This window comes from Rhodoferax sp., from assembly GCF_034520025.1.
Classification (GTDB): Bacteria; Pseudomonadota; Gammaproteobacteria; order Burkholderiales; family Burkholderiaceae_C; genus Allorhodoferax.
This window is the reverse complement of the sequence record NZ_JAXHNZ010000001.1, coordinates 124,417-151,200: the sequence shown is the minus strand read 5'-3', so window position 1 is coordinate 151,200 and position 26,784 is coordinate 124,417. Positions and strand designations below refer to the sequence as shown.

General features: G+C 60.1%; 30 protein-coding genes and 4 tRNA genes. 25 read left to right on the top strand and 9 right to left on the bottom strand.

Translation table 11 applies throughout. The annotated features are described in order from the left end of the window. Complete coding sequence (locus U5L73_RS00670) at positions 1-900, bottom strand: LysR family transcriptional regulator (protein WP_322560558.1); 900 nt, start codon at positions 898-900, stop codon at positions 1-3. 137 nt (positions 901-1,037) lie between these two features. On the opposite strand from U5L73_RS00670, the gene U5L73_RS00665 reads away from it, so the two are divergent. Both U5L73_RS00665 and U5L73_RS00660 read left to right on the top strand, forming a co-directional pair. Beyond that, complete coding sequence (locus tag U5L73_RS00665) at positions 1,038-1,217, top strand: hypothetical protein (RefSeq protein ID WP_322560557.1); 180 nt, start codon at positions 1,038-1,040, stop codon at positions 1,215-1,217. 2 nt (positions 1,218-1,219) lie between these two features. Continuing rightward, a complete protein-coding gene (locus U5L73_RS00660) occupies positions 1,220-1,639 on the top strand; it encodes a 4-oxalocrotonate tautomerase (protein WP_322560556.1) in 420 nt (139 codons plus the stop codon). Here the strand turns inward: U5L73_RS00660 and U5L73_RS00655 are convergent. The 3 genes from U5L73_RS00655 to U5L73_RS00645 all read right to left on the bottom strand — a co-directional run bounded on the left by U5L73_RS00655 (position 1,621) and on the right by U5L73_RS00645 (position 2,952). Next, complete coding sequence (locus tag U5L73_RS00655) at positions 1,621-2,037, bottom strand: PilZ domain-containing protein (RefSeq protein ID WP_322560555.1); 417 nt, start codon at positions 2,035-2,037, stop codon at positions 1,621-1,623. The two genes, U5L73_RS00660 and U5L73_RS00655, sit on opposite strands and share 19 nt — an antisense overlap. A gap of 179 nt (positions 2,038-2,216) precedes the next feature. Further along, positions 2,217-2,618, bottom strand: coding sequence for a DUF2177 family protein (locus tag U5L73_RS00650; RefSeq protein ID WP_322560554.1), 402 nt, complete (start codon positions 2,616-2,618; stop codon positions 2,217-2,219). A gap of 109 nt (positions 2,619-2,727) precedes the next feature. Further along, on the bottom strand, positions 2,728-2,952 hold the full coding sequence (locus tag U5L73_RS00645) for an HNH endonuclease signature motif containing protein (RefSeq protein WP_322560553.1): 225 nt from the start codon (positions 2,950-2,952) through the stop codon (positions 2,728-2,730). Between the two features lie 239 nt (positions 2,953-3,191). On the opposite strand from U5L73_RS00645, the gene U5L73_RS00640 reads away from it, so the two are divergent. Continuing rightward, the gene (locus U5L73_RS00640) at positions 3,192-4,106 is read left to right on the top strand and encodes an EAL domain-containing protein (protein WP_322560552.1); all 915 of its coding nucleotides are present in this window, start codon (positions 3,192-3,194) and stop codon (positions 4,104-4,106) included. A 53-nt stretch (positions 4,107-4,159) separates the two neighbouring features. Here the strand turns inward: U5L73_RS00640 and thiL are convergent, their stop codons facing one another. The 3 genes from thiL to apaG are packed head-to-tail and all read right to left on the bottom strand — an operon-like array spanning position 4,160 to position 7,568. Beyond that, the gene (gene thiL / locus U5L73_RS00635) at positions 4,160-5,182 is read right to left on the bottom strand and encodes a thiamine-phosphate kinase (RefSeq protein ID WP_322561903.1); all 1,023 of its coding nucleotides are present in this window, start codon (positions 5,180-5,182) and stop codon (positions 4,160-4,162) included. A 5-nt stretch (positions 5,183-5,187) separates the two neighbouring features. Beyond that, positions 5,188-7,167 carry a site-specific recombinase gene (locus tag U5L73_RS00630; RefSeq protein ID WP_322560551.1) on the bottom strand — a complete coding sequence of 660 codons (1,980 nt, stop codon included), beginning with the start codon at positions 7,165-7,167 and terminating at the stop codon, positions 5,188-5,190. An 8-nt stretch (positions 7,168-7,175) separates the two neighbouring features. Further along, positions 7,176-7,568 carry a Co2+/Mg2+ efflux protein ApaG gene (gene apaG / locus U5L73_RS00625; protein WP_322560550.1) on the bottom strand — a complete coding sequence of 131 codons (393 nt, stop codon included), beginning with the start codon at positions 7,566-7,568 and terminating at the stop codon, positions 7,176-7,178. 78 nt (positions 7,569-7,646) lie between these two features. On the opposite strand from apaG, the gene rpe reads away from it, so the two are divergent. The 3 genes from rpe to gph are packed head-to-tail and all read left to right on the top strand — an operon-like array spanning position 7,647 to position 11,866. Further along, positions 7,647-8,324, top strand: a complete 678-nt coding sequence (rpe, locus tag U5L73_RS00620) for a ribulose-phosphate 3-epimerase (RefSeq protein WP_322560549.1) — start codon at positions 7,647-7,649, stop codon at positions 8,322-8,324. Between the two features lie 43 nt (positions 8,325-8,367). Next, positions 8,368-11,169 carry a putative bifunctional diguanylate cyclase/phosphodiesterase gene (locus U5L73_RS00615; protein WP_322560548.1) on the top strand — a complete coding sequence of 934 codons (2,802 nt, stop codon included), beginning with the start codon at positions 8,368-8,370 and terminating at the stop codon, positions 11,167-11,169. A gap of 1 nt (position 11,170) precedes the next feature. Continuing rightward, complete coding sequence (gph, locus tag U5L73_RS00610; protein ID WP_322561902.1) at positions 11,171-11,866, top strand: phosphoglycolate phosphatase; 696 nt, start codon at positions 11,171-11,173, stop codon at positions 11,864-11,866. Positions 11,867-11,899: 33 nt separating this feature from the next. Here the strand turns inward: gph and U5L73_RS00605 are convergent, their stop codons facing one another. Beyond that, entirely contained in the window at positions 11,900-13,429 is a 1,530-nt protein-coding gene (locus U5L73_RS00605; RefSeq protein WP_322560547.1) for a methyl-accepting chemotaxis protein, read from the bottom strand. Positions 13,430-13,590: 161 nt separating this feature from the next. Further along, the gene (locus U5L73_RS00600) at positions 13,591-14,172 is read right to left on the bottom strand and encodes a chalcone isomerase family protein (protein WP_322560546.1); all 582 of its coding nucleotides are present in this window, start codon (positions 14,170-14,172) and stop codon (positions 13,591-13,593) included. A 388-nt stretch (positions 14,173-14,560) separates the two neighbouring features. Between U5L73_RS00600 and U5L73_RS00595 the strand changes: the two genes are divergently transcribed. From U5L73_RS00595 to rplL, 19 genes are all read left to right on the top strand, one after another. Then, on the top strand, positions 14,561-16,078 hold the full coding sequence (locus U5L73_RS00595) for an anthranilate synthase component I family protein (RefSeq protein ID WP_322560545.1): 1,518 nt from the start codon (positions 14,561-14,563) through the stop codon (positions 16,076-16,078). Beyond that, positions 16,075-16,407: a chorismate mutase gene (locus U5L73_RS00590; RefSeq protein ID WP_322560544.1), complete on the top strand. Its 333-nt coding sequence runs from the start codon at positions 16,075-16,077 to the stop codon at positions 16,405-16,407. The genes U5L73_RS00595 and U5L73_RS00590 overlap by 4 nt, the downstream gene beginning before the upstream one ends. Beyond that, a complete protein-coding gene (locus tag U5L73_RS00585; protein WP_322560543.1) occupies positions 16,404-16,979 on the top strand; it encodes an aminodeoxychorismate/anthranilate synthase component II in 576 nt (191 codons plus the stop codon). The genes U5L73_RS00590 and U5L73_RS00585 overlap by 4 nt, the downstream gene beginning before the upstream one ends. A 67-nt stretch (positions 16,980-17,046) precedes the next feature. Then, positions 17,047-18,129: a low-specificity L-threonine aldolase gene (gene ltaE, locus U5L73_RS00580; protein ID WP_322560542.1), complete on the top strand. Its 1,083-nt coding sequence runs from the start codon at positions 17,047-17,049 to the stop codon at positions 18,127-18,129. 15 nt (positions 18,130-18,144) lie between these two features. Further along, positions 18,145-18,807, top strand: a complete 663-nt coding sequence (locus tag U5L73_RS00575; protein ID WP_322560541.1) for a LysE family translocator — start codon at positions 18,145-18,147, stop codon at positions 18,805-18,807. 10 nt (positions 18,808-18,817) lie between these two features. Next, entirely contained in the window at positions 18,818-19,861 is a 1,044-nt protein-coding gene (gene trpD / locus U5L73_RS00570; RefSeq protein WP_322560540.1) for an anthranilate phosphoribosyltransferase, read from the top strand. 15 nt (positions 19,862-19,876) lie between these two features. Then, positions 19,877-20,665: an indole-3-glycerol phosphate synthase TrpC gene (trpC, locus tag U5L73_RS00565; protein WP_322560539.1), complete on the top strand. Its 789-nt coding sequence runs from the start codon at positions 19,877-19,879 to the stop codon at positions 20,663-20,665. Between the two features lie 5 nt (positions 20,666-20,670). Continuing rightward, positions 20,671-21,405: a uracil-DNA glycosylase gene (locus tag U5L73_RS00560; RefSeq protein ID WP_322560538.1), complete on the top strand. Its 735-nt coding sequence runs from the start codon at positions 20,671-20,673 to the stop codon at positions 21,403-21,405. A gap of 109 nt (positions 21,406-21,514) precedes the next feature. Then, positions 21,515-21,600 (top strand) — tRNA-Tyr (locus tag U5L73_RS00555). A gap of 34 nt (positions 21,601-21,634) precedes the next feature. Next, positions 21,635-21,708 (top strand) — tRNA-Gly (locus tag U5L73_RS00550). A gap of 60 nt (positions 21,709-21,768) precedes the next feature. Further along, a tRNA-Thr gene (locus U5L73_RS00545) sits at positions 21,769-21,843 on the top strand. Positions 21,844-21,929: 86 nt separating this feature from the next. Beyond that, positions 21,930-23,120 carry an elongation factor Tu gene (tuf, locus tag U5L73_RS00540; RefSeq protein ID WP_296510516.1) on the top strand — a complete coding sequence of 397 codons (1,191 nt, stop codon included), beginning with the start codon at positions 21,930-21,932 and terminating at the stop codon, positions 23,118-23,120. 12 nt (positions 23,121-23,132) lie between these two features. Continuing rightward, positions 23,133-23,208: transfer RNA gene (locus U5L73_RS00535), tRNA-Trp, on the top strand. Positions 23,209-23,311: 103 nt separating this feature from the next. Next, on the top strand, positions 23,312-23,695 hold the full coding sequence (gene secE, locus U5L73_RS00530; RefSeq protein ID WP_313874244.1) for a preprotein translocase subunit SecE: 384 nt from the start codon (positions 23,312-23,314) through the stop codon (positions 23,693-23,695). Next, a complete protein-coding gene (gene nusG, locus U5L73_RS00525; protein WP_313874243.1) occupies positions 23,695-24,282 on the top strand; it encodes a transcription termination/antitermination protein NusG in 588 nt (195 codons plus the stop codon). The genes secE and nusG overlap by 1 nt, the downstream gene beginning before the upstream one ends. Before the next feature lie 131 nt (positions 24,283-24,413). Next, entirely contained in the window at positions 24,414-24,845 is a 432-nt protein-coding gene (rplK, locus tag U5L73_RS00520) for a 50S ribosomal protein L11 (protein ID WP_313874242.1), read from the top strand. Beyond that, the gene (gene rplA, locus U5L73_RS00515; protein WP_322560537.1) at positions 24,846-25,541 is read left to right on the top strand and encodes a 50S ribosomal protein L1; all 696 of its coding nucleotides are present in this window, start codon (positions 24,846-24,848) and stop codon (positions 25,539-25,541) included. Positions 25,542-25,767: 226 nt separating this feature from the next. After that, positions 25,768-26,295, top strand: coding sequence for a 50S ribosomal protein L10 (gene rplJ / locus U5L73_RS00510; protein ID WP_322560536.1), 528 nt, complete (start codon positions 25,768-25,770; stop codon positions 26,293-26,295). Positions 26,296-26,337: 42 nt separating this feature from the next. Then, positions 26,338-26,712, top strand: a complete 375-nt coding sequence (gene rplL / locus U5L73_RS00505; RefSeq protein ID WP_296510512.1) for a 50S ribosomal protein L7/L12 — start codon at positions 26,338-26,340, stop codon at positions 26,710-26,712. The last annotated feature ends 72 nt before the right edge of the window (positions 26,713-26,784 follow it).

Sequence of the window (26,784 nt, the reverse complement as noted above, 5' to 3'; positions counted from 1 at the left end):
TTATTCAACGGCGCAGGCAATCCACTCCGCCCAGTAATCGATACAGGCGCGGATTTTCGGCAAGCGGTGCCGCTCCTGCAGCATCACCGCGAAGATGGGGACGCGGCCACCGTCGAAATGCGTTTGCAGCAAGGGCACCAGTTCGCCAGAGCGCACCAAGGGTGCTGCCATCAAGTCATTCAGGCGGGCGATACCTACCCCATGGCGCACCAGGCTGAGCACTACAGCGGTGTTGTCGGTGCGGGTGTGTCCGGGCACGGTCAGCGCTGCGGTGGTGCTGCCTCCAGCGCGACTCCAACGGTTCAGGTTAGGGCTGGCGCTATTGGCGATCAGGTGATGGCAGGCGAGGTCGTCAGGGTGCTGCGGTGTGCCACAGCGCGCCAGATAAGCGGGGGCGGCATAGAGGCTGCGGCCGTGTTCTCCGATTTTTCGCGCCACCAGTGTGTCGCTGTTCGGGCTGCCGGTGCGGATGGCAATGTCAATGCCGTCGCGGGCCATGTCGGCAACGCGGTCGTCGGCATTGATGTCGAGGTGCAAGGCCGGGTGACGGTCATACAAGCCCTGCAGGCTCGGTGCAATGACACATTCGGCCAGCAAGGGGCTCACGCTGACACGCACCCAGCCACCGGGCCCGCTGAGCTTGCCGCTGAGTTCACTGTCCAGCTCGGCGGTGGTCTCCAGCAGGCGCTGACCATACGAGAGCAGGGTGTCGCCTTCGTCGGTCAGGCTCAGGCCGTGGGTGGTGCGATGCAGCAGGCGCACGCCGCAGGCCGCCTCCAGCCGGGTCAGCGCACGGGTGATCTGGCTGACCGGCACATTGCGCTCGCGGGCTGCAGCCGACAGGGTGCCCAGCTTGGCAATACGGGTGAACAGGGCGACGTCATCGAGTTGGAGTTGCATGGCGCGATTGTGCCGGCGGGAGCTTTGGTTTTGCAAATAGTGCAAAACCAATATGGATTTGGTGAGGTTTCCGACGGCTGGTGTTCTCCATAAAGTTCAAACCATCGCAGCAAGACCTGAACCTACCGGAGTCCACCATGTACCCAGCCGCCCCTGACAGCACTGCAATTGCTCAACTCCATGACTACGCCCGTCGGGAAGCCCGTCGCCTGCGCCGCGAAGCGGTAAATGAGTTCTGGTGCAACGCTGCCCGCCTGATGGCGCACCTGGTCCTCCGCCTTGCCCATTCCATCCCAACCACCACCCAGAAAGCCTGACCATGCCTACTCTGCAACTCAAAGTCTCACCTCTCCAAAACCCGTCCCGCTATCGCGCGCTGGCCGACGCCTTGACGCGCATCACCGCAGAGGAATTAGGCAAACGCGCGGAAGTCAATGCGGTGGTTATCGACGATGTGCCCGCCGCGCGGTGGCACGTGGGGGGTGCCGATGTGCAGCGGCCCACCGCAATGCTGGAGATCAGCATCACCCAAGGCACCAACACGGCGGCGCAGAAGGCGGCATTCATCGCCCGCGCATTTGCCGATCTGGAGGCCCAACTCGGCCACGGGCAGGGGCTGGAACCTGCCAGCTATGTGATCGTGAGGGAAGTGCCGGCCGGCGATTGGGGGTACGGCGGGCAGACACAAGCCGCCCGCGCATCGGCGAAAACGTCTGCCACTCAGGCCATCGCCATGTGACCTACGGGATAGAGCGCGCAGCGGATCACCTGCTCGTTCTGCACCGGTAGGCCTTGCAGCAAGGTGGCCAGGCTGTGCCCCTCGGCGCGGGACACAAAGCCGCTGCGGGTGTAAATGCCTTCGGGCTGCGACCAGACCCACTGGACTTCGCCGCCGTCCACCACTTCGAACCCATCCGCACTGGCCACATGCAGGTCGAGGCGGAATGATTTACCAGTGAGGTAGGAGCCCGCTTGCGACAGGATTTGCACCCCGCCTTCGCTGATGTCCAGTATCAGCGCGGCAATCGCGTCGGGCTTATCCGCGTCGCGGAACACGAAGAAAGACGCGGTCTGGGTCCCGGTACCGAGGCGGAAATAAGTGGCGCGGGTGTGCACGCGTTGTTCAGACACTGCCATGGCAAAACCTCTTCTAAAAATGCAACAGCAAGCATCCTGCGCCAGGCGCGTTGCAGGAATATGACGACGTTTTGATGACGGAACTTTTGCAGCCTGCTGACACTACTATGTCAGCAGCACCTTCATTCACTTCGCTGGAGCCTGGGAGGCACAAGGCCCATGAGCGCCAAGGACCCCGGTTATGCAAAGCGCTGAAACGTCAGTCTGCCCGCAGAAGAAGCACCGCAGCTCGCCACACATCCCCATGCCATGTCCAGCATCGCTAGCTCTGCCGGCCAGCCTTTGAGTGTGGCGAGGTTGGTGAGGTCGTAGGTGGCATAGGCCACGAGCCCAAACAGCGCGCCGCGCAACAAAGTGGAGGGCCAGTCGTCAGTCACCCCCCGGGGAGCTACGACAAACACCAGTAAGCCCATAGGGTACAGCGCGTAAAACACTGCAGCTACGCCAAGCCGGGGTTGCTCCGCCATCAGGTGGCCGATGCCCTCTTGGTAAAGGGACTGGGCCAGCCCGCCGATCCACAACACATCGAGCGTCAAGAGCACAAGGGCGGTGGCCGCATAGGCCGCGAGGTGTTTTTTCATGGATACAGCTTACCCAAAGTCGCGGTGGTCTTTCGGTACCAAGGCGGGCCCGCCCGGCTGATGCAAGACAGCGCGGTTTACAAAGTTTTACCTCCAGCGCCTAGACCTCTCAGGCGACCTGTTGTGGAATGTGGCGTCCCCGGTTGCAGGTGCCATGGCTGATGGCCAAGTTCTCCAGATGGCTGCTGCCGCCCTCGCTTTGCGGGCGGATGTGCTCCAGCGTGGCGTCTTCAGGCGTGACATGTTGACCGCAGACCCAGCAGGGCACTTGCCCATGCAGCTGCCGGGCGACGGTGTTGTAGATCTTGGTCCGGGTGAGAGAGAGGCGGCTCATGCCCTGATTTTCGGGGCAATTCGGGCACGTCTAAGGCTTCGGCTTGCGTTCGACCGGCAAGCGGCGTGTAATTGCCGGACATGGTGGGCATGCGGGGTTCGCGGGCAGTGTTGTCGGCGAATCCACAAGATCGGTAGCGGACTGTCACCTGCAACCGGTCTTGAAAGAATCGGTCTCTTCTGCGAGGGGCTATGACCTCGCCGTAGCGGGGAGCCTTGCGGATTTTTGAAAGGGTAGGAATGTCTGAGTGGTTATCGAAAATGGGAAACTGGTTGCGCCGGGCACCGCGAGCCCGGGGTCGCAATGTGATGCAGTTGCTGGGCAGCGAAGGCCTGGCACCGGTGTTTCAGTCCATGGTGGACTTGCGCAACGGCATCGTGCTCGGGCAAGAGGCTTTGGTTCGCCCACCCCGCACCCTTGCTGATACGAGTTTGGAAGACCTCTGGAAGACGGCTGAGAAAGAGAACTGTCTCCAAGAATTGGAGCTTGCCTGCCTAGAGGCGGTGATGGAGCAATGGTCCTCACAGATCGGCAAAGGCAAGCTGTTTGTGAACTTCAGTGCCCAGTCATTGGTGCAGCTCCAGCAGTCGCAAGGCACCGCGAATTTGTTGCAGCTGATGCACAAGCACCGTATCAACCCCAAGCATGTCGGTTTGGATGTGTCCGGCTACACCCGTGTATACAAAATGGATGCCTTGCTCGACGCCTTGTCCCCTTTGCGGGCAGCCGGTGTCACGGTGGCGCTCGATAACTTCAGTGCCTCTGAAAAGAGCATGAATGCCTGGAGTGTTTTGCTCCCGGACATGGTGAAGATGGCGCCCCGCTGGACCCACAACATCGCCACCGAATCAGAGCACAGCCGGATGGTGCGCAGTCTGGTGCGGATTGCCCGCACGCAAAACGCCTTGCTGGTTGCCAAGTCGGTGGAAACCGGGGTGGAGCTGCTGACCATGAAGGCCTTGGAGGTGGATATTGCCCAGGGCTTTTTCTTGGGCAGTCCTTCTCTCGAGCCTGCCCGCAGCTTGAACCTGCGCGCGCGGGACGCGCTCGGCTCCGGAGAAAACCTCAGCCCGCCAACTACCTCTGCCATGCCGATGACGTCGGCGGAGGATATTCCCCCGGAGCTGGCGCAACGCTACTCGCTGCTGAATTAGGGGGCGGGGCCGCAGGAGCGCTCACTGGTCTTTCGCTGCTCCTTGATTACCCTTCAGGGCCCCGGCGTGGCTACCGCTTTGAAATGGTCAAAGCTGGCCCACTTGCCAAGCGCCTGGCTGCCGTCCGGCCACAGTACCCGCACGCCAGGCGCTGAGGTCACTGTGCCAACACGGGTGACCCGGGTGTTGCTCTTCGTGCCTGCAGCGGCAATCGCCTCGCGCTCAGCCGGGGCTGCGGTGAATACGAGTTCGTAGTCATCCCCGCCGCTCAGCACATATTCAAGTACTGCTGCAGTACGATCCGACTGAGGGCCAAATAGGCCGCTAGCGCTCGTGCAATAGGCGCGGCTAGCTATCAAAGTCATAGCATCAGCGGCCATCAAGTCAGCGCCGACCTTGCTGGCTTTGAGAATGTGGCCTAGGTCGCCCAACAAGCCGTCGCTGATGTCGGCCGCCGCGTGGGCAACACCGCGCAAGGCTTGGCCCAAGGCGACCCGCGGACTGGGTTGCTCCAGGCGCTGGCGGGCAAGTGCCAAGTCGGGCGCCGGCAGTGCATCGCGGCCCCAGAGGCAATGCAAGGCCAGGGCCGCATCGCCCAGCGTGCCGCTGACCCAGATGTCGTCGCCCGCTTGCGCCCCGCTACGTAGCAGCGCTTGGCCGGACGGGATTTCTCCAAACACGGTGATACAGATGTTGAGCGGGCCTTGGGTGGTGTCGCCACCCACCAAGGGGCAGCCATGGGCATCGGCCAATGCAAACAGTCCTTGTGAAAAGTCGTGCAGCCAAGAGGCATTGGCCTCTGGCAGGCTGAGCGCTAGGGTGAAGCCCACGGGCTGTGCGCCGCAGGCGGCTAGATCGCTTAGGTTCACGGCCAGTGCCTTGTGGCCCAAGGTGCGCGGGTCCACATCGGCAAAAAAGTGGCGCCCGCTGACCAGCATGTCGCTGCTGATGGCCCATTGCATACCGGGTGTGGGTTGCAGCAAGGCGCAGTCGTCGCCAATGCCCAGCACCACCTGGGTAGGCAGCGGCCGGTGAGCGCGCGCAAAGTACTGCGCGATCAGCTCAAACTCACCCAGGGAGCTCATTCTTTAGCGGGCCACAAAAAGCTCATCGGGGCTGCGCGCAGACGTTGCCAGATGGCCGATCGGATACGGGAGCGGTCTACCCCCGAGATGTTGTGAGCCTGCAGAGCCACCCTGAATGCGAGGTAAAAGCTCACACCCACATTCAGCAGGCCGATCAGCGGGATGCTGGCTGCCGCCCACCACAGGGCCGGGCTGCGCACCACCTCCCAACCCAGCGCCGCGCAGGCCGCGCCCAATTGACCGGCGGACAACGTGACGTGGCGCACATCGAGGGCAGGGCCCAGGAATGCCAGGATGGCGGGGACCAAGCCGAGCATCATGCCCAGTGAGATGTTGGCCGCCAGGCCCGAGATGTTGTGCCGCATGAACTGGGCCCAGCGGTCGGCCCGCAGCGCACCCAGCCAAGCGGTGATGCGGGGGTTGTAGCGGATGGCGGAATCCAGCCGGTGCAGCACAAACCAGTTTTCGACCCAGCCCGCCACAATGCTGCTCGAAAAAAGCAACACGCCGGTGAACGCTGCAAACAGCAGCGAGGGCCCGAGCAGCGTGAGCGAGTGCAGCACGTAATCTGCCTTTTCGGGGGTGAGCATTGGCGCGCCGGTGGTCAGCACCATGGCCGCGGATAGAAGCACCGTGACCGGAAACACCAAGACCACGTTACCCAATATGGCCGCCATCTGCGAGCGCACCAGATGGGTGACCTCGTCCACAAAGGCCTGCAGCGCCTGGGAGTCTGAAATGTCTTTCAACTTGGCAGCCATGGCTGGTGCGGTCATGGCAGGCTGTTTGGTGGCCAGGGTGAAATGCAGCATCTGGATCAGCACGAAGCTGGCGGCATACATCACGCCTGACCAGAATCCGTACCAAAACGCTGACAGCCCGAGCGCCATGATGCCGAATTTCATGGCGGTGGTCAGGGCTGTCAGGGCGCCACCGCCCGCTGCGTTGCCGAGCATGGCCCGGTATTCTGCGCGGTTGCGGGTGATGTAGTGTTCACCGGTCTCAGAGCTGCGCTCTGCTACTTTGGCCGCCAGCAGCGAGGAGTTGGAGGTAATCAGGGCGCCCACGCTGCGTTGCTCCTGTCCGACGCTGGCCAGGTGCGAGAGCAGCCTGGCGGTGCTGGTGTGGTCGGTGTCGTCGAGCAGGCAGTCCAGCAAGGCGCGCACCCGCAAGACCCGCTCGCGGAGCTGGCGAAGGCGGAACACCAGATCCACCGAAATGCCATGCGCATCCAGGTGGGAGTACACCGTGGCGGCGGCTTGGCGACAGGCATCCAGCTGGGTGCGGAAGTGCTGCGCGGCAGCGCCGGTGTTGGCGCCGCCCAGCCAGGTGTCGATGACCTTGTCGAGGTCGGCGGCAAGTGAGTGGAACGGGCTGCCATCCCGCACCGGGCTGCTCATGCGCAGCCGCATTTCTTGGGAGAAGCCTGTGGCCCGGATCTGGCTGACACAAAACGTCAGTGCATTGAGCAAGGTGTGCTGCCAAACACTGACCGGGCGCAATGCGCCTACAGGCCCTGGTGCCGGAACCGATAGAGAGAGTAAGTTTGCCAGGCGTATCAGTGCGTCTGCGGGGAGTGCTGCAATCCAGCGCGCATCCCGCGGGTCGTTGAGCACCAGTGCAAACAGTTCAGATGCATCTTGAGTTTCCGGCGTGGCCGGCAGGAGCTTGCGGTTCAGGCGCTCCACGAGCTCGCTCATGAAGGCGTTCCGGGATCCGAAGCCGTAATCCGAAAGCAAGGTGCTGCCGTCGACGGTGCCCAACAATTCGGCCCACCAGCTGCGCAGTAAGCTGGTGGTGTGGGGTCGGGCAGCCAGCACATCGAGCAGCAGCGTCACGCGTGCAACGGGTGCTTCCGGCGCATCCTCGGCTCCGCGCACCCAAGTGACCAGACGGATCAGCCAAATGTGGCGCTCCACTCCGGTGGTGGGGTGCTCCAGTTGCTCCAGCAGGGTCGAGAGGTCGTCTTGGGCCATAGCGGGACTCAATGCAGTGTGCGCGGGCCACCCGCGTCGCTCAGGGCATCCAGAACGAACATCGGGATGTCGGTATCAAATTTTTCACCGTCTTCAGCCACGCAGAAAAAACTGCCGTGCATGGTGCCGGTGGGGGTGCGCAAACGGGTGCCGCTGGTGTATTCGAAGGCTTGGCCAGGCTTGAGCAGCGGTTGCTGCCCCACAACCCCCAGCCCTTTCACGCGCTCGGTATGGCCGGTAGCATCGTTGACGTTCCAGGTACGCGAGATCAATTGGGCGGTCACCTCGCCGACATTGGTGATCGTGACGGTATAGGCGAAGACGTAGAGGTCTTCGTTCGCTGCGGATTGGTCCGCTAGGTATTGGGGGTGGACTTCCACCATGAATGCATATTTGGCCATCGGGCAATGCTACCTGCGAAAATAAGCAATCCGAAATACCCCTATAAACCCGCTCACCCCTACCCGGACGTCGTTGTTATGACCTTTCGCATTGCCCCTTCCATCCTTTCTGCTGACTTTGCCCGATTGGGCGAGGAAGTGACCAACGTGATCGCTGCTGGTGCGGATTGGATCCACTTCGATGTGATGGACAACCACTATGTGCCCAACCTGACCTTCGGCCCCATGATCTGCAGTGCACTCAAGCCCCATGCCAAAACAGCGGCCGGCGTGGCAGTGCCGATTGATGTGCATTTGATGATTTCCCCAGTGGATGCGTTGGCGGCAAGCTTTGCCGAGGCCGGTGCGGACTACGTCAGCTTTCACCCCGATGCCTCCGGTCATGTGCACCGCAGCGTGCAGGCGATCAAGAGCAAGGGCGTAAAAGCCGGTTTGGTGTTCAACCCCGCCGAGCCTTTGGATGTGCTGGACTGGGTGATCGACGACATTGACTTGATTCTCATCATGAGCGTGAACCCCGGCTTTGGCGGGCAGAGCTTTATTGACTCGGCCTTGCGCAAGATCGGGGCCGTGCGCAAGCGGATCGATGCAAGCGGTAAAGATATACGCCTTGAGGTGGACGGTGGTATCAAGACCGACAACATCCGCCGCGTAGCCGATGCCGGTGCAGACACTTTTGTGGCAGGCAGTGCCATTTTCGGCAAGCCGGACTACAAGTCGGTCGTCGACGCCATGCGCCTGGCGCTGGCGGCTTGACGCATCGCTCGCTGACCTTGCGTTGCATCACACTCCGCTATTTGTGGCTACCCCCCGCGTGCTGATGCAGCGACTCCGCGTACCCCCTTCGGGCTGGCTGTACACCCATGTACTGGTGCGCTGCGCCATGTACGGGGTGTTGCTGCTGCTGTTGGTGCTTGGGATATACCGTGCCGTTTTGTCTTTGCAATGGCAGGAAGACCGGCAGTTGGATCTGCGCATCTTGCACAGTGTGTCCGAGCAGCGGGTGTTGCTGCAGCGGCTCAGCCTGTTGGTACCTGACCCGAAGGCGCAAGCGCTGGACCCGGATCGTTGGCAGGCGCTGGCGTCCACCACGCTGCGACTACGCAAAGAGGCGGATGTGCTGGATCAAATGCAGCGCCGCCAGGCTGAGAGTGCTCCGCTTTCTTCCCGGGAGACCATTGCTGCCTTGAAGGATTGGCTGGTAGTCCGCGAGGCTCTGTGGGCGTCACTCGACCGGGCTAATCTGTCCGGCGAGACGCCCCGGACGCTGCAGGATACGGAGGTCCGCAGCACCATGCTGGTCATCTCCCGTGCGGAGATGACGCTGTACACCTTGGCGCAGCAACTGGCCGCAGACACCTCGCAGCGCAGCCACCGCGTGATCAGCACGATATGGGTCATCGTCGGTGGGATCGTGCTCCTGATCCTTGCGCTGGCGGTGTTTCTGGTGGAGCCCACTGCCCGGGCAGTGCGCCGCCAATACGAAGAGTTAACGCGCCAAGCCGAACGGCTGAAGCGCATGGCGACTGTCGCCGAAATCAGCTCCAATGCGATTGCCGTTACCGATGCCTCCCACCGGGTGACCTGGATCAATCAGGCATTTACCGAGCTCACCGGCTACACCAGCGAAGCGGCCCAAGGCCGCCGGATCGGCACGTTGTTGCGGGGGCGCAGTGCGGACCCGACGCATTTTTCAGAGTTCACCGAGGCCCTTGCCCAAGGCCGTGGCCTCAAGCGTGAGGTCCGCATCCTGACCAAGCAAGGCTTGCGGGGCTGGGTCCTCGTGGACATGCAGCCGATTGCAGACCCTGCGGGTGGCGACGCCGGTTGGGTGCTGGTGGCGACCGATTTGAGTGAAGTGCGCTCCCAGCAAGAGATTTTGTCGCTGGCCGTATCCGGGGCAGGCTTGGGAATTTGGCATTGGGACCTCGTGGACAACAGCGTGGGCTGGAACCGCCGCATGCAGCAGTTTCTGAGCTATCCCGACGGGGTTTTGTCCCCCCACGCAGCGAGCTGGAAAACTTTGATTCACCCGGATGATTGGTTGCCCTGGAAAGAGTCGATTCGCCAACACCTGCTGGATGAGACTCACGAGCACCGGCTCTCGGTGCGCTTGCGGCATCAGTCCGGTCGTTGGATCTGGATTTTGTTTGCAGGCCGCGCGGCGGATCGCACGGTGCAAGGCCGGGTCCTGCGGATTGCCGGCGTGGCAATGGACGTCAATGCCCAAAAGGCCTTGGAGCAGCAGCTCCGCTCAGCAGCGCGCACCGACGACTTGACGGCCTTGCCCAACCGGACGGTGATGCTGGAGTTGATCCGCACGGCGATTGAACGGCACCGCACCGAGCCGGGCTATCACTTTGCCGTCTTGTTCATGGATTTTGACCGTTTCAAGCAGGTCAACGACACCCTGGGGCATACGGTAGGGGACGGTCTGTTGCGCCAGATCGCACGCCGCCTTGAAGACAGCCTCCGGCCGGGTGATACCTTCACCTTGGGCGACGACTTCGAAAAAGTGGCGGCCCGTATCGGCGGAGACGAGTTCGTAGTGCTGCTGGATGACATCCGGGGCGATCTCGACGCAATCCATGTCGCGAGCCGCTTGTTGGACACTTTGGCCGTGCCCTACACCGTGGAAGGGCACAGGGTGATTTCGACGGTGAGTATCGGTATCGTGACCAGCGCCCACGCCGAGCCCGATGCGGATAGCGTACTGCGCGACGCTGACATCGCCATGTATGAGGCCAAACGCACGGGCCGCGCCCGCTATGTGGTGTTCGACCCTGCCATGCGTTCGCAGGTAAGCCATTCCGTGGCGCTCGAAAACGACCTGCGCGATGCGTTGGCCCAGCGTGAAATGTCGGTGGTGTACCAGCCGCTTGTGGATCTGCCCGGATACGGGCTGGCGGGAATGGAAGCCTTGGTGCGTTGGCACCATCCGGTGCGCGGCGCAGTGTCGCCGGTGGACTTTATTCCGCTGGCGGAGTCCTGCGGCTTGATCGCGGTTTTGGGCCAGTTCGTGTTGCAAGAGGCCTGCCAGGCTTTTGAAAAAATGCAGCGTGTGCTGGGGCCGGATGCGCCCCCCAGTGTGTCGGTCAACCTGTCCCGGGCGCAACTCCGGGAGCCGGGGCTGGCGGAGGCGGTGCGGGACGCCCTGCGTCTGGCCCATATGGAGCCCTTCCAGCTGGTGCTGGAAGTCACCGAGAGCTTGGCCGCGCAAGATGCGCTGGTGCAAAGCACCTTGCAAGACCTGCGGGCGATGGGTATTGCGCTGTCGCTGGACGATTTCGGGACCGGCTACTCGTCCCTCGCGTGCTTGCACGAGCTGCCGGTTCACTCGGTGAAGATTGACCGGTCATTTGTGAACTTGCTCGACAAGAGCGAATACCACCGGGTGCTGATCGAAGCGACCTTGCGGGTTGCTGCAACGCTGAAACTCGGCACTGTGGCCGAAGGCATTGAAACCGAGGCGCAAGCCTTGCAAATGGCGGCTATGGGTTGCCAGAAAGCCCAAGGGTATTGGATTGCCAAGCCTTTGCCCGTGAATGAACTCGTGTCCTGGATTCAGGCGCGCGCCATCAGGAGTGGAATTCGTGAGTGAGATGTTGGATTGGCCCCGGTCAAATGTAGATGCCGTGATCGTGGACCTGGACGGAACCATGGTCGACACGCTGGGTGATTTTGTGCAGGCGCTGCAGCGCATGGTGGCCGATCTGCCACTGCCGTACCGCGATTTTGCAGTGGAGCAAGCCTTGGTCGAGCGGCTGGTGGGCAAAGGCTCAGAAAACTTGATAAAAGGCCTGCTAGCCCACATTGATCCGGGGTTTGCTGCTCCTGATAACGTAGCACTTTTCGAGCAGGCATGGGCGTTTTACCAGCACCACTACCGGGCGGTTAATGGACGCTATTCCGAGGTTTACCCCGGCGTTCGCGATGCGCTGGCCGGCTGGCAGCAGGCGGGCCTGCCCTTGGTGTGCGTGACCAACAAGCCGGCTGCGTTTGCGCGCGACTTGCTGCAAGAGAAAGAGCTTGCGCCTTTTTTCCCACTCGTGATTGGCGGCGACACGGTAGCCCGGAAGAAGCCGGACCCCATGCCTTTGTTACACGCCTGCGAGCGACTCGGCACCGTGCCGGGGCGCACCCTTATGGTGGGAGATTCGAGCAACGATGCGCAAGCGGCACGGGCCGCAGGCTGCCCCGTGTTGCTGGTCAGTTACGGCTACAACCACGGGGAACCGGTGGATCAGGTCGACGCGGATGCAGTGGTCGACCGCCTGACGCAGCTGCGCTGGATCTAGCAAAGGCCCGGCCGGAACAAGCCGGGCCCTGGGTCAGGTAGCGAGCCTGAAGACGGTGACAACGCCCACCAATTCCTTGGCCTGCTCTTTCAGCCCCGACGCAGCGGCGGCCATTTGCTCGACCAAGGCAGCGTTTTGTTGGGTCGCCTCATCGATCAGGGTGACCGCGTGCCCCGCTTGGCTGACGCCAATGCGTTGCTCGTGGCTGGCATTGCTGATATCGCTCGCCATGGTGCTGACCTCCCGGATGGCGTTCACCACCTCCGCCATGGTGTGGCCCGCTTGGGCGGCTTGGCTGCTCCCGAGGGCCACTTGCTCCACACTGGCGTTGATCAGGCTTTTAATTTCTTTGGCGGCCTCGGCGCTCCTGCCGGCCAGGCTGCGGACCTCTGCGGCCACCACTGCAAAACCACGGCCTTGCTCGCCGGCCCGGGCTGCCTCAACGGCCGCATTCAGGGCCAGAATATTGGTCTGGAACGCGATGCCGTCGATGACCCCGATGATTTCTGAAATCCGGCTCGAGGCGGTGTGAATGCCTTTCATTGTCTCGACCACTTTGCCCACCGCGTCTCCACCGCGCGAGGCGACCTCCGAGGCACTCACTGCGCGCTCATTCGCTTGAGCTGCACCCTCGGAGCTGCGGCTCACAGTCGCACCCAATTCGTCCATGGACGCAGCGGTTTCTTGTAAGGCGCTGGCCTGCTGTTCGGTGCGGATCGACAGGTCGTGATTGCCATGGGCGATCTCCGCGCTCGCATGGGACACGTTTTCCGCGCCTTGCCGGACTTTGGTGACCAGTGTGGACAGGTTGGTCTGCATGGTTTGCAGGGAGCGCAGCAAATGGGCGATTTCGTCCTGTCCCTCGGGGTAAAGGGTTGCCGTCAAATCGCCGCGGGATACCTTGTCTGCGGCACTCACAGCCTCGTTCAAGGGGCGCACAATTTGCCGGCTCATCCAAATGCTGCCGGCAAAACCGATCAGGGTGACCAGGGTCATAACCCCATAGGCCAAAGCGCTTCCGCGCGAGGCCAGTGCGCTTGCGCTCTCAGAGGCCAGGGCCTCTTCTTCAGACAGGTGTTTGCGCAGGGTGATCAACAGGCCGGCGGACTCCCGGTCTTTGCCCCGGGCGGCTTTGTCACCCACGGTGGCATCGAAACCACTTTCCTTGAACGCGATGAACGCACTCTCATAGGCCTTGGCGGTGCTGGCCATGGCGGTCGATAGCCGTGTGGTCAGGTCGCGGCTGGTGCTATCGTCCATTTCGCGGCTCAGGGCGTCCACACCTTCCATGACCTTTGCCATTTCTTTTTGGTGTGCGGCCCAATAGAGGTCGAGGTCTTTCGGGTTCTTTCCGCGCAGCAACACGTTTTTCCATTCCTGGATGGCTACGGAAAATTGTCCTGCGATGTCGGCCGCCTTTTTATTGGCCTCGACGTGGCGCAATACGTCGATCCGGTAGGTGTCCACCGCATGGTTGAGTGTTCGTATGCCAAACACGCCCCCCATGAACAGCAATACCAAAGCCAGTGCAAATGCCAGTGGCAGTTTCAAACTGAGTTTCACGTGTGTCTCCCCGGGCTACAAGAGGTGATGGAGGTGGCGTCACCCAATCTAACGCGCCGCAGCGACTTTGTCACCTTGATCCGTTGTGTTTGATGGGCGGCACAAGAAAAAAGGCCGGTACGTTTCCATACCGGCCTATGAGGCTTGGAGTAAAACGAAACTTATTTCTGGCCGAGCAAGGCCTCTTTGAGTTTGAAGTCGGCTGGTGAGGGGCCGAACCAGATGGACATGATGGCTTTGTAGAACTCGGGCTCCTTGAAGGGCTCGCCCTGGACTTTGCCTTTGGCGGTCACGACCATACCGGTGCCGGGTATCCAGTCGAGGTGAATCACATCGCCCGGGACCAGCACTTTGTTCACCGTGAAGATGTCGCCCATGCGGATCAAACCCGGCACTAGCTTGGACATTTCGTTCTTCGGTACGTTGTCTTCCACCCCGCGCGTCAGCAACTTGCCGAAGGGGCCGGCTTCGATTTCGCGCACAAACGTCATGCTCAGGCGCTTGGGCCCGGGCGCTGCAATCAGCTCATCGAGGGAGCTGACCTTCTGGCTGGTGAAAAGCTCGCCGACATAGACCTTGAACACGGCCTTAAAGCGGGTGCCTGCGCCGTTGAGTTGCAGTTTGCTGCCGGCCAGTGTGATGCTGTCTTCAATTTTGACGCCATGGATATCCGGTGCTGCAATAGCACTCGTCGCGGCACAAGTCGCCAGCAGCCAGGAGGAAAAAAACTGTTTCAATGTCATGGAGGCCTTAAATAGAACGGTCGTTCTTTTTTCTGCTTTGGATTGTGCAGTTGTGGAGCCGAACGCGCATCAGGGTTTTTGCGGGTAGCCTCGTTTCTTTGTGGTCCGGCCCCTCGGCGTGTTTGCTACACTGAGCGCCTATGTTTATCCACCACATCAGCAGAACAGGTTTGAGCGACCGGGGGGCCTGGCCCTGGCGTACCTCGTCTGTTGTGCCTGGGCTCTGATACCTGCCGGCCGATCCTTTCGGCCATTGCGCACGGTTTTTGGGCTTTGCGCGATCAAGTGGCACGGATTCCCCTCCGATCTATTGCGCGCACCTTTTTCGAGTTGGTGGCTTTGCGTGCCAGCTCCCCGTGAATAGATTGTTTGAGAGGCACCGCCCCCGATGACTGAATCCGAATTTCTGGCCCTGCAGGCGCAAGGCTACAACCGCATCCCTTTGAGCATCCAGGCCTTTGCGGACTTGGAAACCCCGCTCTCCGTGTACCTCAAGCTCGCCCGTAACGCCGGCGAAGCCGAACCTGCTGCCCACAGCTTTTTGCTGGAGTCGGTGGTGGGTGGTGAGCGCTTTGGTCGCTACAGCTTCATTGGTCTGCCTGCGCGCACCTTGGTGCGAGCGAGTCACTTTGGCGCTGATGCCCGGACCGAAGTGGTTACCGATGGCGTGGTGGTGGAAGTCTCGGCGCTCAATCCGCTCGACTTCATTGCGCAGTACCAGCAGCGGTTCAAGGCGGCGCTGCAGCCCGGAATGCCGCGCTTTTGCGGTGGCCTGGCCGGCTACTTCGGGTACGACGCCGTCCGCTACATCGAGAAAAAGCTGCAAGACAGTTGCCCGCCGGATGAACTGGGCACGCCCGACATCCTGCTTTTGCAATGCGAAGAGCTGGCGGTGATTGACAACCTGTCGGGCAAGTTGCACCTGATGGTCTACGTGGACCCGGCGTTGCCCGGTGCCTATGCCGCGGGCCAAGCGCGCTTGGCCGAGCTACGTGCCAAGCTGGCGCAGGCCGTGAGCGCGCCGGATATCAAGCCCTCACAAAGCTTTGAAGCCCAGCGCGACTTCGCCAAAGCGGACTACATTGCCGCGGTGGAGCGCGCCAAAGAGCTGATCGCTGGTGGCGACTTCATGCAGGTGCAGGTGGGGCAGCGTATCAAGAAGCGCTACACCGCATCGCCCCTGAGCCTATACCGCGCACTGCGTACCCTGAATCCCAGCCCGTACATGTATTTCTACAACTTCGGGGACTTTCAAGTGGTGGGCGCTTCGCCGGAGATTTTGGTCCGCCAAGAGCAAATCACCCTTGGCGATAAGCCCGGTACCAAAGTCACCATCCGCCCTCTGGCTGGCACCCGCCCGCGTGGTGCGACCCCTGAGCTGGACAAGGCGGCCGAGGTGGAGCTTATCAACGACCCCAAGGAGCGCGCCGAGCATGTGATGCTGATCGACTTGGCCCGCAACGACATCGGCCGCATTGCTGAAATCGGCTCTGTGAAGGTGACCGATGCTTTCATCGTCGAGCGCTACAGCCATGTGATGCACATCGTGAGTAACGTCGAGGGCACCCTGAACGCCGGCATGACCAGCATGGACGTGCTCAAGGCCACTTTCCCGGCCGGCACACTCACCGGCGCGCCCAAGGTGCACGCCATGGAGCTGATCGACCAGTTGGAGCCGATCAAGCGCGGCATTTATGGCGGCGCCTGCGGTTACCTGAGCTACGCGGGCGACATGGATGTGGCGATTGCCATCCGCACCGGCATCATCAAAGACCAGATGCTGTATGTGCAGGCCGCAGCCGGCGTGGTGGCCGACAGCGTGCCCGAGTTGGAGTGGAAGGAAACCGAGGCGAAGGCCCGTGCACTGCTACGCGCAGCCGAACTGGTGGAGGAGGGACTGCAATGAGCACCTCCCATAAAGACCTGCCCCAGGCCCTGCACTGCGAGACTATGACCGAGGTGCGCAGCCATATCGACGCCCTCGATGAACGGATCACCGCCTTGCTGGTCGAGAGGACCCACTACATGAGCCAAGCGGCCCGTATCAAGCAGGATGTGACCAAAGTGCATGACCAGGAGCGGATTGAATTCATTGCCGCCCGGGTGCGCCGCATCGCTACCGAGCTAGGTGGACAGCCTGATGTGTTGGAGGCCGCCTACCGCGCCCTGATGGACGCATCCATTGCATTTGAGCACCGGGAGTTTGCCCGTTTGCGCCAAGGAGAAACCGTATGAAACTCGTGATGATCGACAACTACGACTCGTTCACTTTCAACATCGTGCAGTACTTCGGTGAACTCGGTGCCGAGGTCGAGGTGTTCCGCAACGACGAGATCACCCTCGAAGGCATTGCCGCACGCGGCGCCGACCGCCTGGTGATCTCGCCCGGCCCCTGCTCACCCAACGAGGCAGGGATTTCGGTGCCCGCGATCCGCCACTTCATGGGTAAGCTGCCTATTCTGGGGGTGTGCCTTGGCCACCAGAGCATTGGCGCAGCTCTGGGTGGCAAGATCATCCGCGCGCAGGAGTTGATGCACGGCAAGACCAGTGTGATCACTACCACGCAAGAGGGCGTTTTCGCAGGTCTGCCGGAAAAGTTCACCGTCAACCGCTACCACTCGCTGGCGATTGAGCGTGCGAGCTGCCCGCAAGAGCTGGTGGTTACCGCGTGGACGGATGATGGCGAGATCATGGGCGTGCGCCACAAGAACCTGCCGCACGCGGTGCGCATGGAGGGGGTGCAGTTCCACCCCGAGAGCATCCTCACCGAGCATGGTCACGCCATGCTGAAAAACTTTTTGCAATAAACCGGTGGGCAGATAGCTATTGTTTTGATAGCTATCTGCGCACATTCCATAAGCGCTGAAGGCCCAAATGACTCCTATTGTTGACTTGCGTAGCGACACCGTGACCCGCCCGACCGCCGCCATGCGCGATGCCATGCGGGCCGCGCCGGTGGGCGACGATGTGTTTGGCGATGACCCCAGTGTCAATGCACTGCAGGACAAGGTCGCGGCCTTGCTCGGTTTCGAGGCGGCGTTATTTATGCCCACCGGCACCCAAAGCAACCTGTGCGGCCTGATGGCGCACTGCGGCCGGGGGGACGAGTACATTGTCGGTCAAATGGCCCATACCTACCGTTACGAGGGCGGTGGTGCTGCGGTGCTCGGCAGCATTCAACCCCAGCCGCTCGCGCAAGACACGGGCGGGCAAATGGCGTTAGCCGACATTGCGGCCGCCATCAAACCCGATGACTGCCACTTCGCACGTACCCGCCTGCTGTGCCTGGAAAATACCTGGAACGGTAACCCTATGCCTGCGACTTACGTTGCGCAGGCGACCGCACTGGCCCGGGAGCGCGGTCTCGCGGTGCACTTGGATGGCGCGCGCCTTTTCAATGCGGCGGTAGCTACCCGCCAGGAAGGTGAAACCGCCTTGGCGTCTGCCCGCCGGATAGCGGGTTACTTTGACAGCGTGTCGGTGTGCTTCAGCAAGGGCTTGGGCGCACCGGTAGGCTCGGCCTTGTGTGGCAGCCGCGAGCTGATCGCCCGTGCCCACCGCATCCGCAAGATGGCGGGTGGCGGCATGCGCCAAGCGGGTTTTCTGGCGGCGGCGGCCAGCTTTGCGCTGGACCACCATGTGGAGCGTTTGGCGGACGATCATGCGCTGGCACAGCGCCTAGCCGCCGGTCTGCACGGGATCGACGGCTTGCAGGTGCGCTCGGGCAACACCAACATTGTGTTTGTGGACGTGGAGCAGGGCCGTGGCCCGGCCTTGCTGGCGCACTTGAAGGAGCGCGGCGTGTTGGCCACCGGGCTGATTGGTTTGCGCTTTGTGACCCACCTGGACGTGGACGCTGCGGGTATCGACCGCGCCATCGAAGCGGTGCGCAGTTTCTTTGCCCAGGCCGTGCCGTCCGCACCGGCTGCTGCGCTGCCCGGCGCCGCGGTCTACTAAGCGGAGGCGCGCGGGATGCTCGCAGAGCTGGGAATCGAGCACCTCGGCCTGTTTGTGATGTCGGGCTGGTTGCTGAACCTGACCCCGGGGCCCGATGTGCTCTACATCGTGAGTAGCGCCCTGCGCAGCGGGGTGCGGGCAGGTATCGTGGCCGCGTTGGGGATCACGGCCGGTTGCTTTGTGCACATTGTGGCGGCCGGCTTGGGCGTGAGCGCGCTGATGGCGACCTCGGCCATGGCGTTCAGTGTGCTCAAGTGGGTGGGGGCAGCCTACTTGCTATACGTGGGTGTGCGGCTGCTCCTGTCCAAGGCGCCGGATGCTATCAAAATAGAAGCGGGCAGCGCAGATTCTGTGACAGCTGGAGGCCTAAAATCTTTGTTTTTCAGAGGCTTTTGGACGAACGCACTCAACCCCAAAGTGGCGCTGTTCTTTCTGGCTTTTGTGCCGCAGTTCATTGCGCCGGGCGCAGCCCATCCCACGGTGGCTTTTCTGTTGCTGGGGGTGCTGTTCAATCTCAACGCCATCCCGATCAATATCGGTTATGCCGTCCTGGCGGCTTGGGCTGCGCAGCGAACCGCTGCGATCCAGCGGGGCATGCATTGGCTGGACCGGCTGGCCGGCGCCTTGTTTGTCGGTTTCGGAATCAAATTGGCGCTGAGTGCAGCGCCCAAAGTCTAAGGAGTCTGTCATGCCGCACACCGTCAAAATTACCCCCCAAGAGGCCTTGCAGCGCACCATCGAACACCGTGAAATCTTTCACGACGAGATGCTGCACCTGATGCGCCAGATCATGTCCGGCGAGATGTCTCCCGTGATGATGGCCGCCATCATTACCGGCCTGCGCGTCAAAAAGGAAACCATTGGCGAAATTACCGCCGCCGCGCAGGTGATGCGCGAGTTTTCGACCAAGGTGGAGGTCGCGGACAAAACCAATCTGGTGGACATCGTGGGCACGGGTGGCGACGGCAGCCACACCTTCAACATTTCCACCTGCAGTATGTTTGTGGCCGCGGCGGCAGGTGCCAAGGTCAGCAAGCATGGCGGGCGCAGCGTCAGCAGCAAGAGCGGCAGTGCCGATGTGTTGGAGGCATTGGGCCTGAACATCAATCTCAAACCCGAGCAGATCGCCCAGTGCGTGGCAGAGCAGGGCATCGGTTTCATGTTCGCGCCCAACCACCACCCCGCCATGAAAAATGTGGCCCCAGTGCGCAAGGAAATGGGTGTGCGCACCATCTTCAACATCCTGGGACCGCTGACCAACCCGGCTGGCGCCCCCAACATCCTCATGGGCGTGTTCCACGCCGATTTGGTGGGTATTCAGGTGCGTGCTTTACAGCGCTTGGGCGCGGAACACGCTATCGTGGTTTACGGCCGTGATGGCATGGACGAGGTGAGCCTGGGCGCCGGCACACTGGTGGGCGAGCTCAAGGATGGCGAAATACGCGAGTACGAGATCCACCCCGAAGACTTCGGCATGGTCATGGCCAGCAACCGGGCCCTGAAGGTGGAAACCGCAGACGACTCCAAAGCCATGTTGATGGGCGTGCTGAACAACCAAGGCGGGCCGGCCAAAGATATTGTGGTTTTGAACGCCGGTGTCGCCCTTTATGCGGCCAATGTGGCGGAATCAATGGAAGCCGGCATCAAGCTTGCGCAAGCTGCTATTGAATCAGGAGCGGCGAAGGCCAAGCTGGATGCACTGGTGGCCCTGAGTGCCCGGCTGGCGAACTAAACAACAGGAAACATCATGAGTGACATTCTCGACAAAATCGTAGCCGTAAAACATCAAGAAGTAGCGGCCGCTATCCGCCGTAAATCATTGGACATTGTGCGAGCCGACGCGGAATCGCGGGTGCTGACACGCGACTTCGTGGGCGCGCTGCGCAGCAAGATTTCGGCAGGCAAACCGGCGGTGATTGCCGAGGTGAAAAAGGCCAGTCCCTCCAAGGGCGTGATCCGGGAAGACTTCATTCCTGCGGACATTGCGCAGAGCTATGCCGAGTATGGCGCGGCGTGTTTGTCGGTGCTGACCGATGTGCAGTTTTTTCAGGGCGAGGTGGACTACCTCAAGCAAGCGCGCGCCAGCTGCCAGTTGCCGGTATTGCGCAAAGATTTCATGGTCGATCCTTACCAAATTTATGAATCGCGCGCCATGGGCGCTGACGCCATCCTGCTGATTGCTGCGTGCCTGGACGATGCGCAAATGAAAGACCTGGAAGCAATCGCTCTAAGCCTCGATATGGCGGTGCTGGTGGAGATCCATGACCAAACTGAGTTGGAGCGCGCCTTGAAGCTCAAAACGCCGCTGCTGGGCATCAACAACCGCGATTTGAAAACGTTCGAAGTGACGCTGGACACCACGCTCGCCTTGCGGGCCATGGTGCCGGCGGACAAGCTCTTGGTAACCGAGAGCGGCATTCACACCCGGGACGATGTTTTGCGCATGGGCGCCGCCGGTGTGAACACATTTCTGGTGGGCGAGGCGTTCATGCGAGCGCCAGAGCCCGGCGAGGCGCTGGAAGCTCTGTTCGGCTGATCCGCATGCAGTTTTCGCTGCTGCAGGATGACGGCGGTGGATCAGCCTTTGCGAGCTCGCAATTGCAGTCTGCGGATCCTGGGCGGTGGCCGGTTCATCCGAGTTGGCAGGCCGTCACCGATCCATTTTTCTCTGGCGCGGTGGGCCAAGGGCTTCTCGGATTCTTGCAGCAGCGCTTGGCGGCGTGCGCGGTCATTTTTCCTCCGCAGCCGATGCGTGCCTTGGAGCTCACGCCGTTGAACTCCGTCAGAGTGGTCATCCTCGGGCAAGACCCCTACCATGGCCGCGGCCAAGCGGAGGGCCTTGCTTTTTCGGTGGCGCCCGGAGTCGCTGTGCCGCCTTCTTTGCGCAATATTTTCAAAGAACTGGCGCGCGAGCCTCTCGCGCTCGATGGCTGCTTCCCCATCACGCAGGGCAGCCTGTTGTCGTGGGCAAGTCGGGGTGTCTTGCTGCTCAACACCTGCTTGACGGTGGAAGAGGGGAAGCCCGCGAGCCATGCATGCCGCGGCTGGGAAACCCTGACGGATGCGGTCATCAGCGTGGTGTCGTCTACCCCGGGCCACGTGATTTTTATGCTTTGGGGGGCGCATGCCCAAAGCAAGCGCGTGCTGATAGACGAGGCCCGCCATACCGTGTTGTGCGCGAACCATCCCTCGCCACTTTCTGCCTTGCGTCCACCGACTCCCTTCATTGGGTGTGGCCATTTCTCCGAGGCAAATCGGATCTTGACTGCAGAGTGATCCGTTCCGGAGGCTGGGCGTCCAAAAACTATTTCAGTGCAATTTGCAAAAAAAACAGCGCGAAGGTGACGCAGTGCAATAAAGCTGGCATAATCCGGGGTTCACCGAAGGAGAGGTGGCCGAGTGGTTAATGGCAGCAGACTGTAAATCTGCCCTCTTACGAGTACGCTGGTTCGAATCCAGCCCTCTCCACCAGTGACCTGAAAGACTGTTAGATTGGCGGGCCTGTGCGGGGTTCGTATAGTGGTAATACCTTAGCCTTCCAAGCTAAAGCGAGGAGTTCGATTCTCCTACCCCGCTCCAAAGTCGCAAGTTGCTGTGTTTGTTGTGTTGAGATATCAAGATTTGTGTAAACAAACTTTTGCCCTTTTGGCTCAGTGGTAGAGCACTCCCTTGGTAAGGGAGAGGTCGCGGGTCCGATTCCCGCAAAGGGCACCAATTTTGGCGTTGCCGCTGGCATGCTTGTGATGGCGGTAGTACGGCGATAGTTATTTGTTTGAACCTATTACTTTTCGGAGCTAAGCATGGGTAAAGAAAAATTCACACGTACCAAGCCACACGTCAACGTTGGCACCATTGGTCACGTGGACCACGGCAAGACCACACTGACAGCGGCTATCACCACTGTGTTGGCGGCCAAGTTTGGCGGATCCGCCAAAGCGTACGACCAGATCGACGCAGCGCCTGAAGAAAAAGCACGCGGCATTACCATCAACACTGCACACGTTGAGTACGAAACCGCCAACCGCCACTACGCACACGTGGATTGCCCCGGACACGCTGACTATGTGAAGAACATGATCACTGGCGCGGCTCAAATGGACGGCGCTATTCTGGTTTGCTCCGCAGCTGACGGCCCAATGCCTCAGACACGCGAGCACATCTTGTTGGCTCGCCAAGTGGGCGTGCCTTACATCATCGTGTTCCTGAACAAGTGCGACATGGTTGACGACGCTGAGTTGTTGGAACTGGTCGAAATGGAAGTTCGCGAACTCCTGTCCAAGTACGACTTCCCTGGCGACGACACCCCCATCATCCACGGTTCTGCCAAGCTCGCCATGGAAGGCGACAAGGGTGACCTGGGCGAAGGCGCGATCATGAAGTTGGCTGACGCACTCGATTCCTACATCCCCCTGCCAGAGCGCGCAGTGGACGGCGCGTTCCTGATGCCCGTGGAAGACGTGTTCTCGATCTCCGGCCGCGGCACCGTGGTGACAGGTCGCGTTGAGCGCGGTATCGTCAAGGTCGGCGAAGAAATCGAAATCGTTGGTATCGCCGACACACAAAAGACCACCTGCACAGGCGTTGAAATGTTCCGCAAGCTGCTCGACCAAGGTCAAGCAGGCGACAACGTCGGTATCTTGTTGCGCGGTACCAAGCGCGAAGACGTGCAGCGCGGCCAAGTGCTGTGCAAGCCCGGCTCGATCAAGCCACACACCCACTTCACTGGCGAAATCTACGTTTTGTCCAAGGACGAAGGTGGACGTCACACTCCTTTCTTCAACAACTACCGCCCCCAGTTCTACTTCCGTACAACGGACGTGACCGGTGCGATCGAGTTGCCAGAAGGCAAAGAAATGGTGATGCCTGGTGACAACGTGTCCATCACTGTGAAGTTGATTAACCCCATCGCCATGGAAGAAGGCCTGCGTTTCGCTATTCGCGAGGGCGGTCGTACCGTGGGCGCCGGCGTGGTTGCCAAAATCATCGCGTAAAGGAAAGTCTGTAGGGGTATAGCTCAATTGGCAGAGCGTCGGTCTCCAAAACCGAAGGTTGTAGGTTCGATTCCTACTGCCCCTGCCACCGAAACAGAATTCGGTGGATAACCAAGAGCCCGCTACCGTGTAGCGGGCTTCAGCGTCTTAAGGTCGCTGAAACCGAATGCAAGCAAACGCGAAAAAATAACATGGCATCGACTCAAATTGAAACCGTCAACACGGGCGCAGACAAGTTCAAGCTTGCCGCGGCTGTGGTATTGCTGTTGGCGGCTTTGGCTGCCTTTTATCTGTTGGGCAAGCAAGGTCAGGTTGCGCAATGGGGTGCTTTGTTGGTTGGACTCGCGTTGTCTGCTGCTGCCTTCTTTTCTTCGGAATCCGGGCGCCAGTTGATTGCATTTGGGCGCGATGCATGGCGTGAAGTGAAAAAAGTGGTCTGGCCTGAGCGCAAAGAAGCCATTCAGATCACGGCTTACGTTTTTGGATTTGTGTTGATCATGGCAGTGTTCTTGTGGCTGACTGACAAGACGCTGGAGTGGCTCTTTTACGACTTGATCCTGGGATGGAAGAAATGATGACTGACGATGTGCTAGTTCCCGCTGCGGAAGCGGCTGCGTCTGCTGCCAATCCAGATTTGCGTTGGTACGTGGTTCATGCGTACTCCGGCATGGAGAAGGCCGTGGAGCGCAACATTTTGGAGCGTATCCAGCGCGCTGGCATGCAATCCAAGTTCGGTCGCATCCTGGTTCCCATGGAAGAGGTCGTCGAAGTCAAAAACGGCCAAAAGAAAACCACTGAGCGCAAGTTCTTTCCTGGCTATGTCTTGGTTGAGATGGTCATGGATGACGATACATGGCACTTGGTCAAGCACACGAACAAAGTTACAGGATTTGTGGGTGGTGCTAAAAACCGTCCAGCGCCTATTTCTGAGTCTGAGGTGATGAAAATCGTCAATCAGATGCAAGAGGGGACTGACAAGCCCCGTCACAAGATTGAGTTTGTGGTGGGCGAGTTTGTTCGGGTGAAGGAAGGTCCTTTTACCGACTTCAACGGCTCGGTGGAAGATGTGAACTACGAAAAGAGCAAGGTGCGTGTTTCGGTCACTATCTTTGGTCGCTCCACTCCGGTCGAACTGGAGTTTTCTCAAATCGAGAAGACCTGACAATTTTTGGCGCATTGCGCCGCGGCTTAAAGTGTTTTTCGACTCGGCACTTTGGGTAATTTTTGAGTCGCTAGCCCCGGGGAGCCGAGACCAGCTGCTGGTTTGAGGCGTTTGACCCGTCAGGAGAAATCATGGCAAAGAAGATTGTCGGCTTTATCAAGCTGCAAGTACCGGCCGGTAAGGCCAACCCATCCCCACCCATCGGTCCCGCATTGGGTCAACGTGGTCTGAACATCATGGAATTCTGCAAGGCATTCAATGCCCAGACCCAAGGTGTTGAGCCAGGTCTGCCACTGCCTGTGGTGATCACCGCGTTTGCTGACAAAAGCTTCACTTTTGTTATCAAGACTCCACCTGCTACAGTCCTGATCAAAAAGGCTATCAAGCTGGACAAGGGTTCTGCCCGTCCCCACGTAGATAAGGTTGGCAAGATCACCCGCGCTCAGCTGGAAGAAATCGCAAAGACCAAGATGAAGGACATGACTGCCGCCGACCTCGACGCTGCTGTTCGTACTATCGCTGGCTCTGCCCGTTCCATGGGCGTGAATGTGGAGGGCGTGTAAATGTCCAAGCTGACTAAAAAACAAAAGACCCAAGTGGGCAAAATCGACAGCCTCAAGCTGTATGCACTGACTGATGCTTTGGCGTTGGTCAAGGAATTTGCGAACGCAAAGTTCGATGAGTCCATCGACGTTGCAGTGCAACTGGGCATTGATGCTAAGAAGTCTGACCAAGTGGTTCGCGGTGCTGTCGTGTTGCCTAACGGCACCGGCAAGACAAAGCGCGTTGCTGTGTTTGCTCAAGGTGCTAAGGCTGAAGAAGCTAAAGCCGCCGGTGCAGATGTGGTTGGTATGGACGACCTCGCCGCCATGGTGAAGGCTGGTGACATGCCTTTCGACATCGTGATTGCTGCTCCTGATGCAATGCGTATCGTGGGTACATTGGGTCAGATCCTCGGACCACGTGGCTTGATGCCTAACCCCAAGGTCGGTACAGTCACTCCAGACGTTGCTACGGCAGTGAAGAATGCCAAGGCTGGTCAAGTGCAGTTTCGCGTTGACAAGGCCGGTATCGTGCACAGCACCATCGGCCGTCGTTCGTTCGAAGCTGGTCAGTTGCAAGGTAACTTGGCCGCTTTGGTCGAAGCTTTGAACAAAGCTAAGCCCGCATCGAGTAAGGGTCTGTACCTGCGTAAAGTGGCGGTGTCTTCCACGATGGGCGTTGGCGTTCGCGTCGACATCCAGTCCATCGCGGCGTAATCGTGAATTTGGGTTGGCTCTCGGGCCAATCCGATGTGGTGGGCCGGGGGTGCTGTCAAAGTGCAACTGGGCCATCCAAGACCGTTGGTGTGTCCTAGACACTTAATTTTTGCCAACGCAGATGGCGATCCCGCTGCGGATGGAATGAGAGTTCTGTTAACAGTTGGTCGCTGCAATGTGGAGCATGAGCAGCGTAAGTTGCAAAGTGCATTTAAAGGAGTAGACCTTGAGTCTGAATCGCAGTGAGAAAGAAGCGGTCATCAGTGATGTGACCGGCCTCGCCGCTAAAGCTCAAACGCTCGTGATCGCGGAATACCGTGGCATCACGGTCGCTGACATGACCAAACTGCGTAACACAGCACGCAGCGCTGGTGTGAGCCTGAGCGTGTTAAAAAACACCTTGGCCCGCCGCGCCGTTGCTGGTAGCGCGTTTGAAGTTGTGTCCGACCAGATGACCGGTCCTCTGATCTACGGCTTTTCCGAAGACGCAGTGGCTGCCGCTAAGGTAGCTGCCGAGTTCGCGAAAACCAACGACAAGTTGGTGATCCGTGCTGGTGCGTACGGCGGTAAGGCTCTGGACGTGAACGGCGTGAAGCAATTGGCAAGCATCCCTTCGAAGGAAGTGTTGTTGGCTCAGTTGTTGGGCTTGATGCAGTCCCCCATTTCCCGTACAGCACGTGTGTTGTCGGCATTGGCGGAACAGCGTGGCGCTGGCGCAGCAGAAGCTGCCCCCGCAGAGGCAGCTGCAGCGTAATCGCTGCCTGTCTGTAGTAACCAATATTGTTAGGAAATCAAAATGGCATTCGATAAAGACGCATTTTTGACCGCGCTGGACAGCATGACGGTCATGGAACTCAACGACCTGGTGAAAGCCATCGAAGAAAAATTTGGTGTGAGCGCTGCCGCTATGGCTGCTCCTGCTGCTGCTGGTGGCGGTGCCGCTGCCGCTGCAGAAGAGAAGACTGAATTCAACGTTGTCTTGACTGAAGCTGGCGCAAACAAAGTGTCCGTCATCAAGGCAGTGCGCGAAATCACTGGTCTGGGCTTGAAAGAAGCCAAGGACCTGGTTGACGGCGCACCTAAGGCAGTCAAGGAAGGCGTTTCCAAGGCTGACGCTGATGCTGCTAAGAAGAAGCTGGAAGAAGCTGGCGCTAAGGTCGAACTCAAGTAATCGACCGATTCGCATGGGCTGGAGGTTCCAAAAGGGCCTCCAGCCTTTGCCGCTTGTAGGCTCCGCATTAGT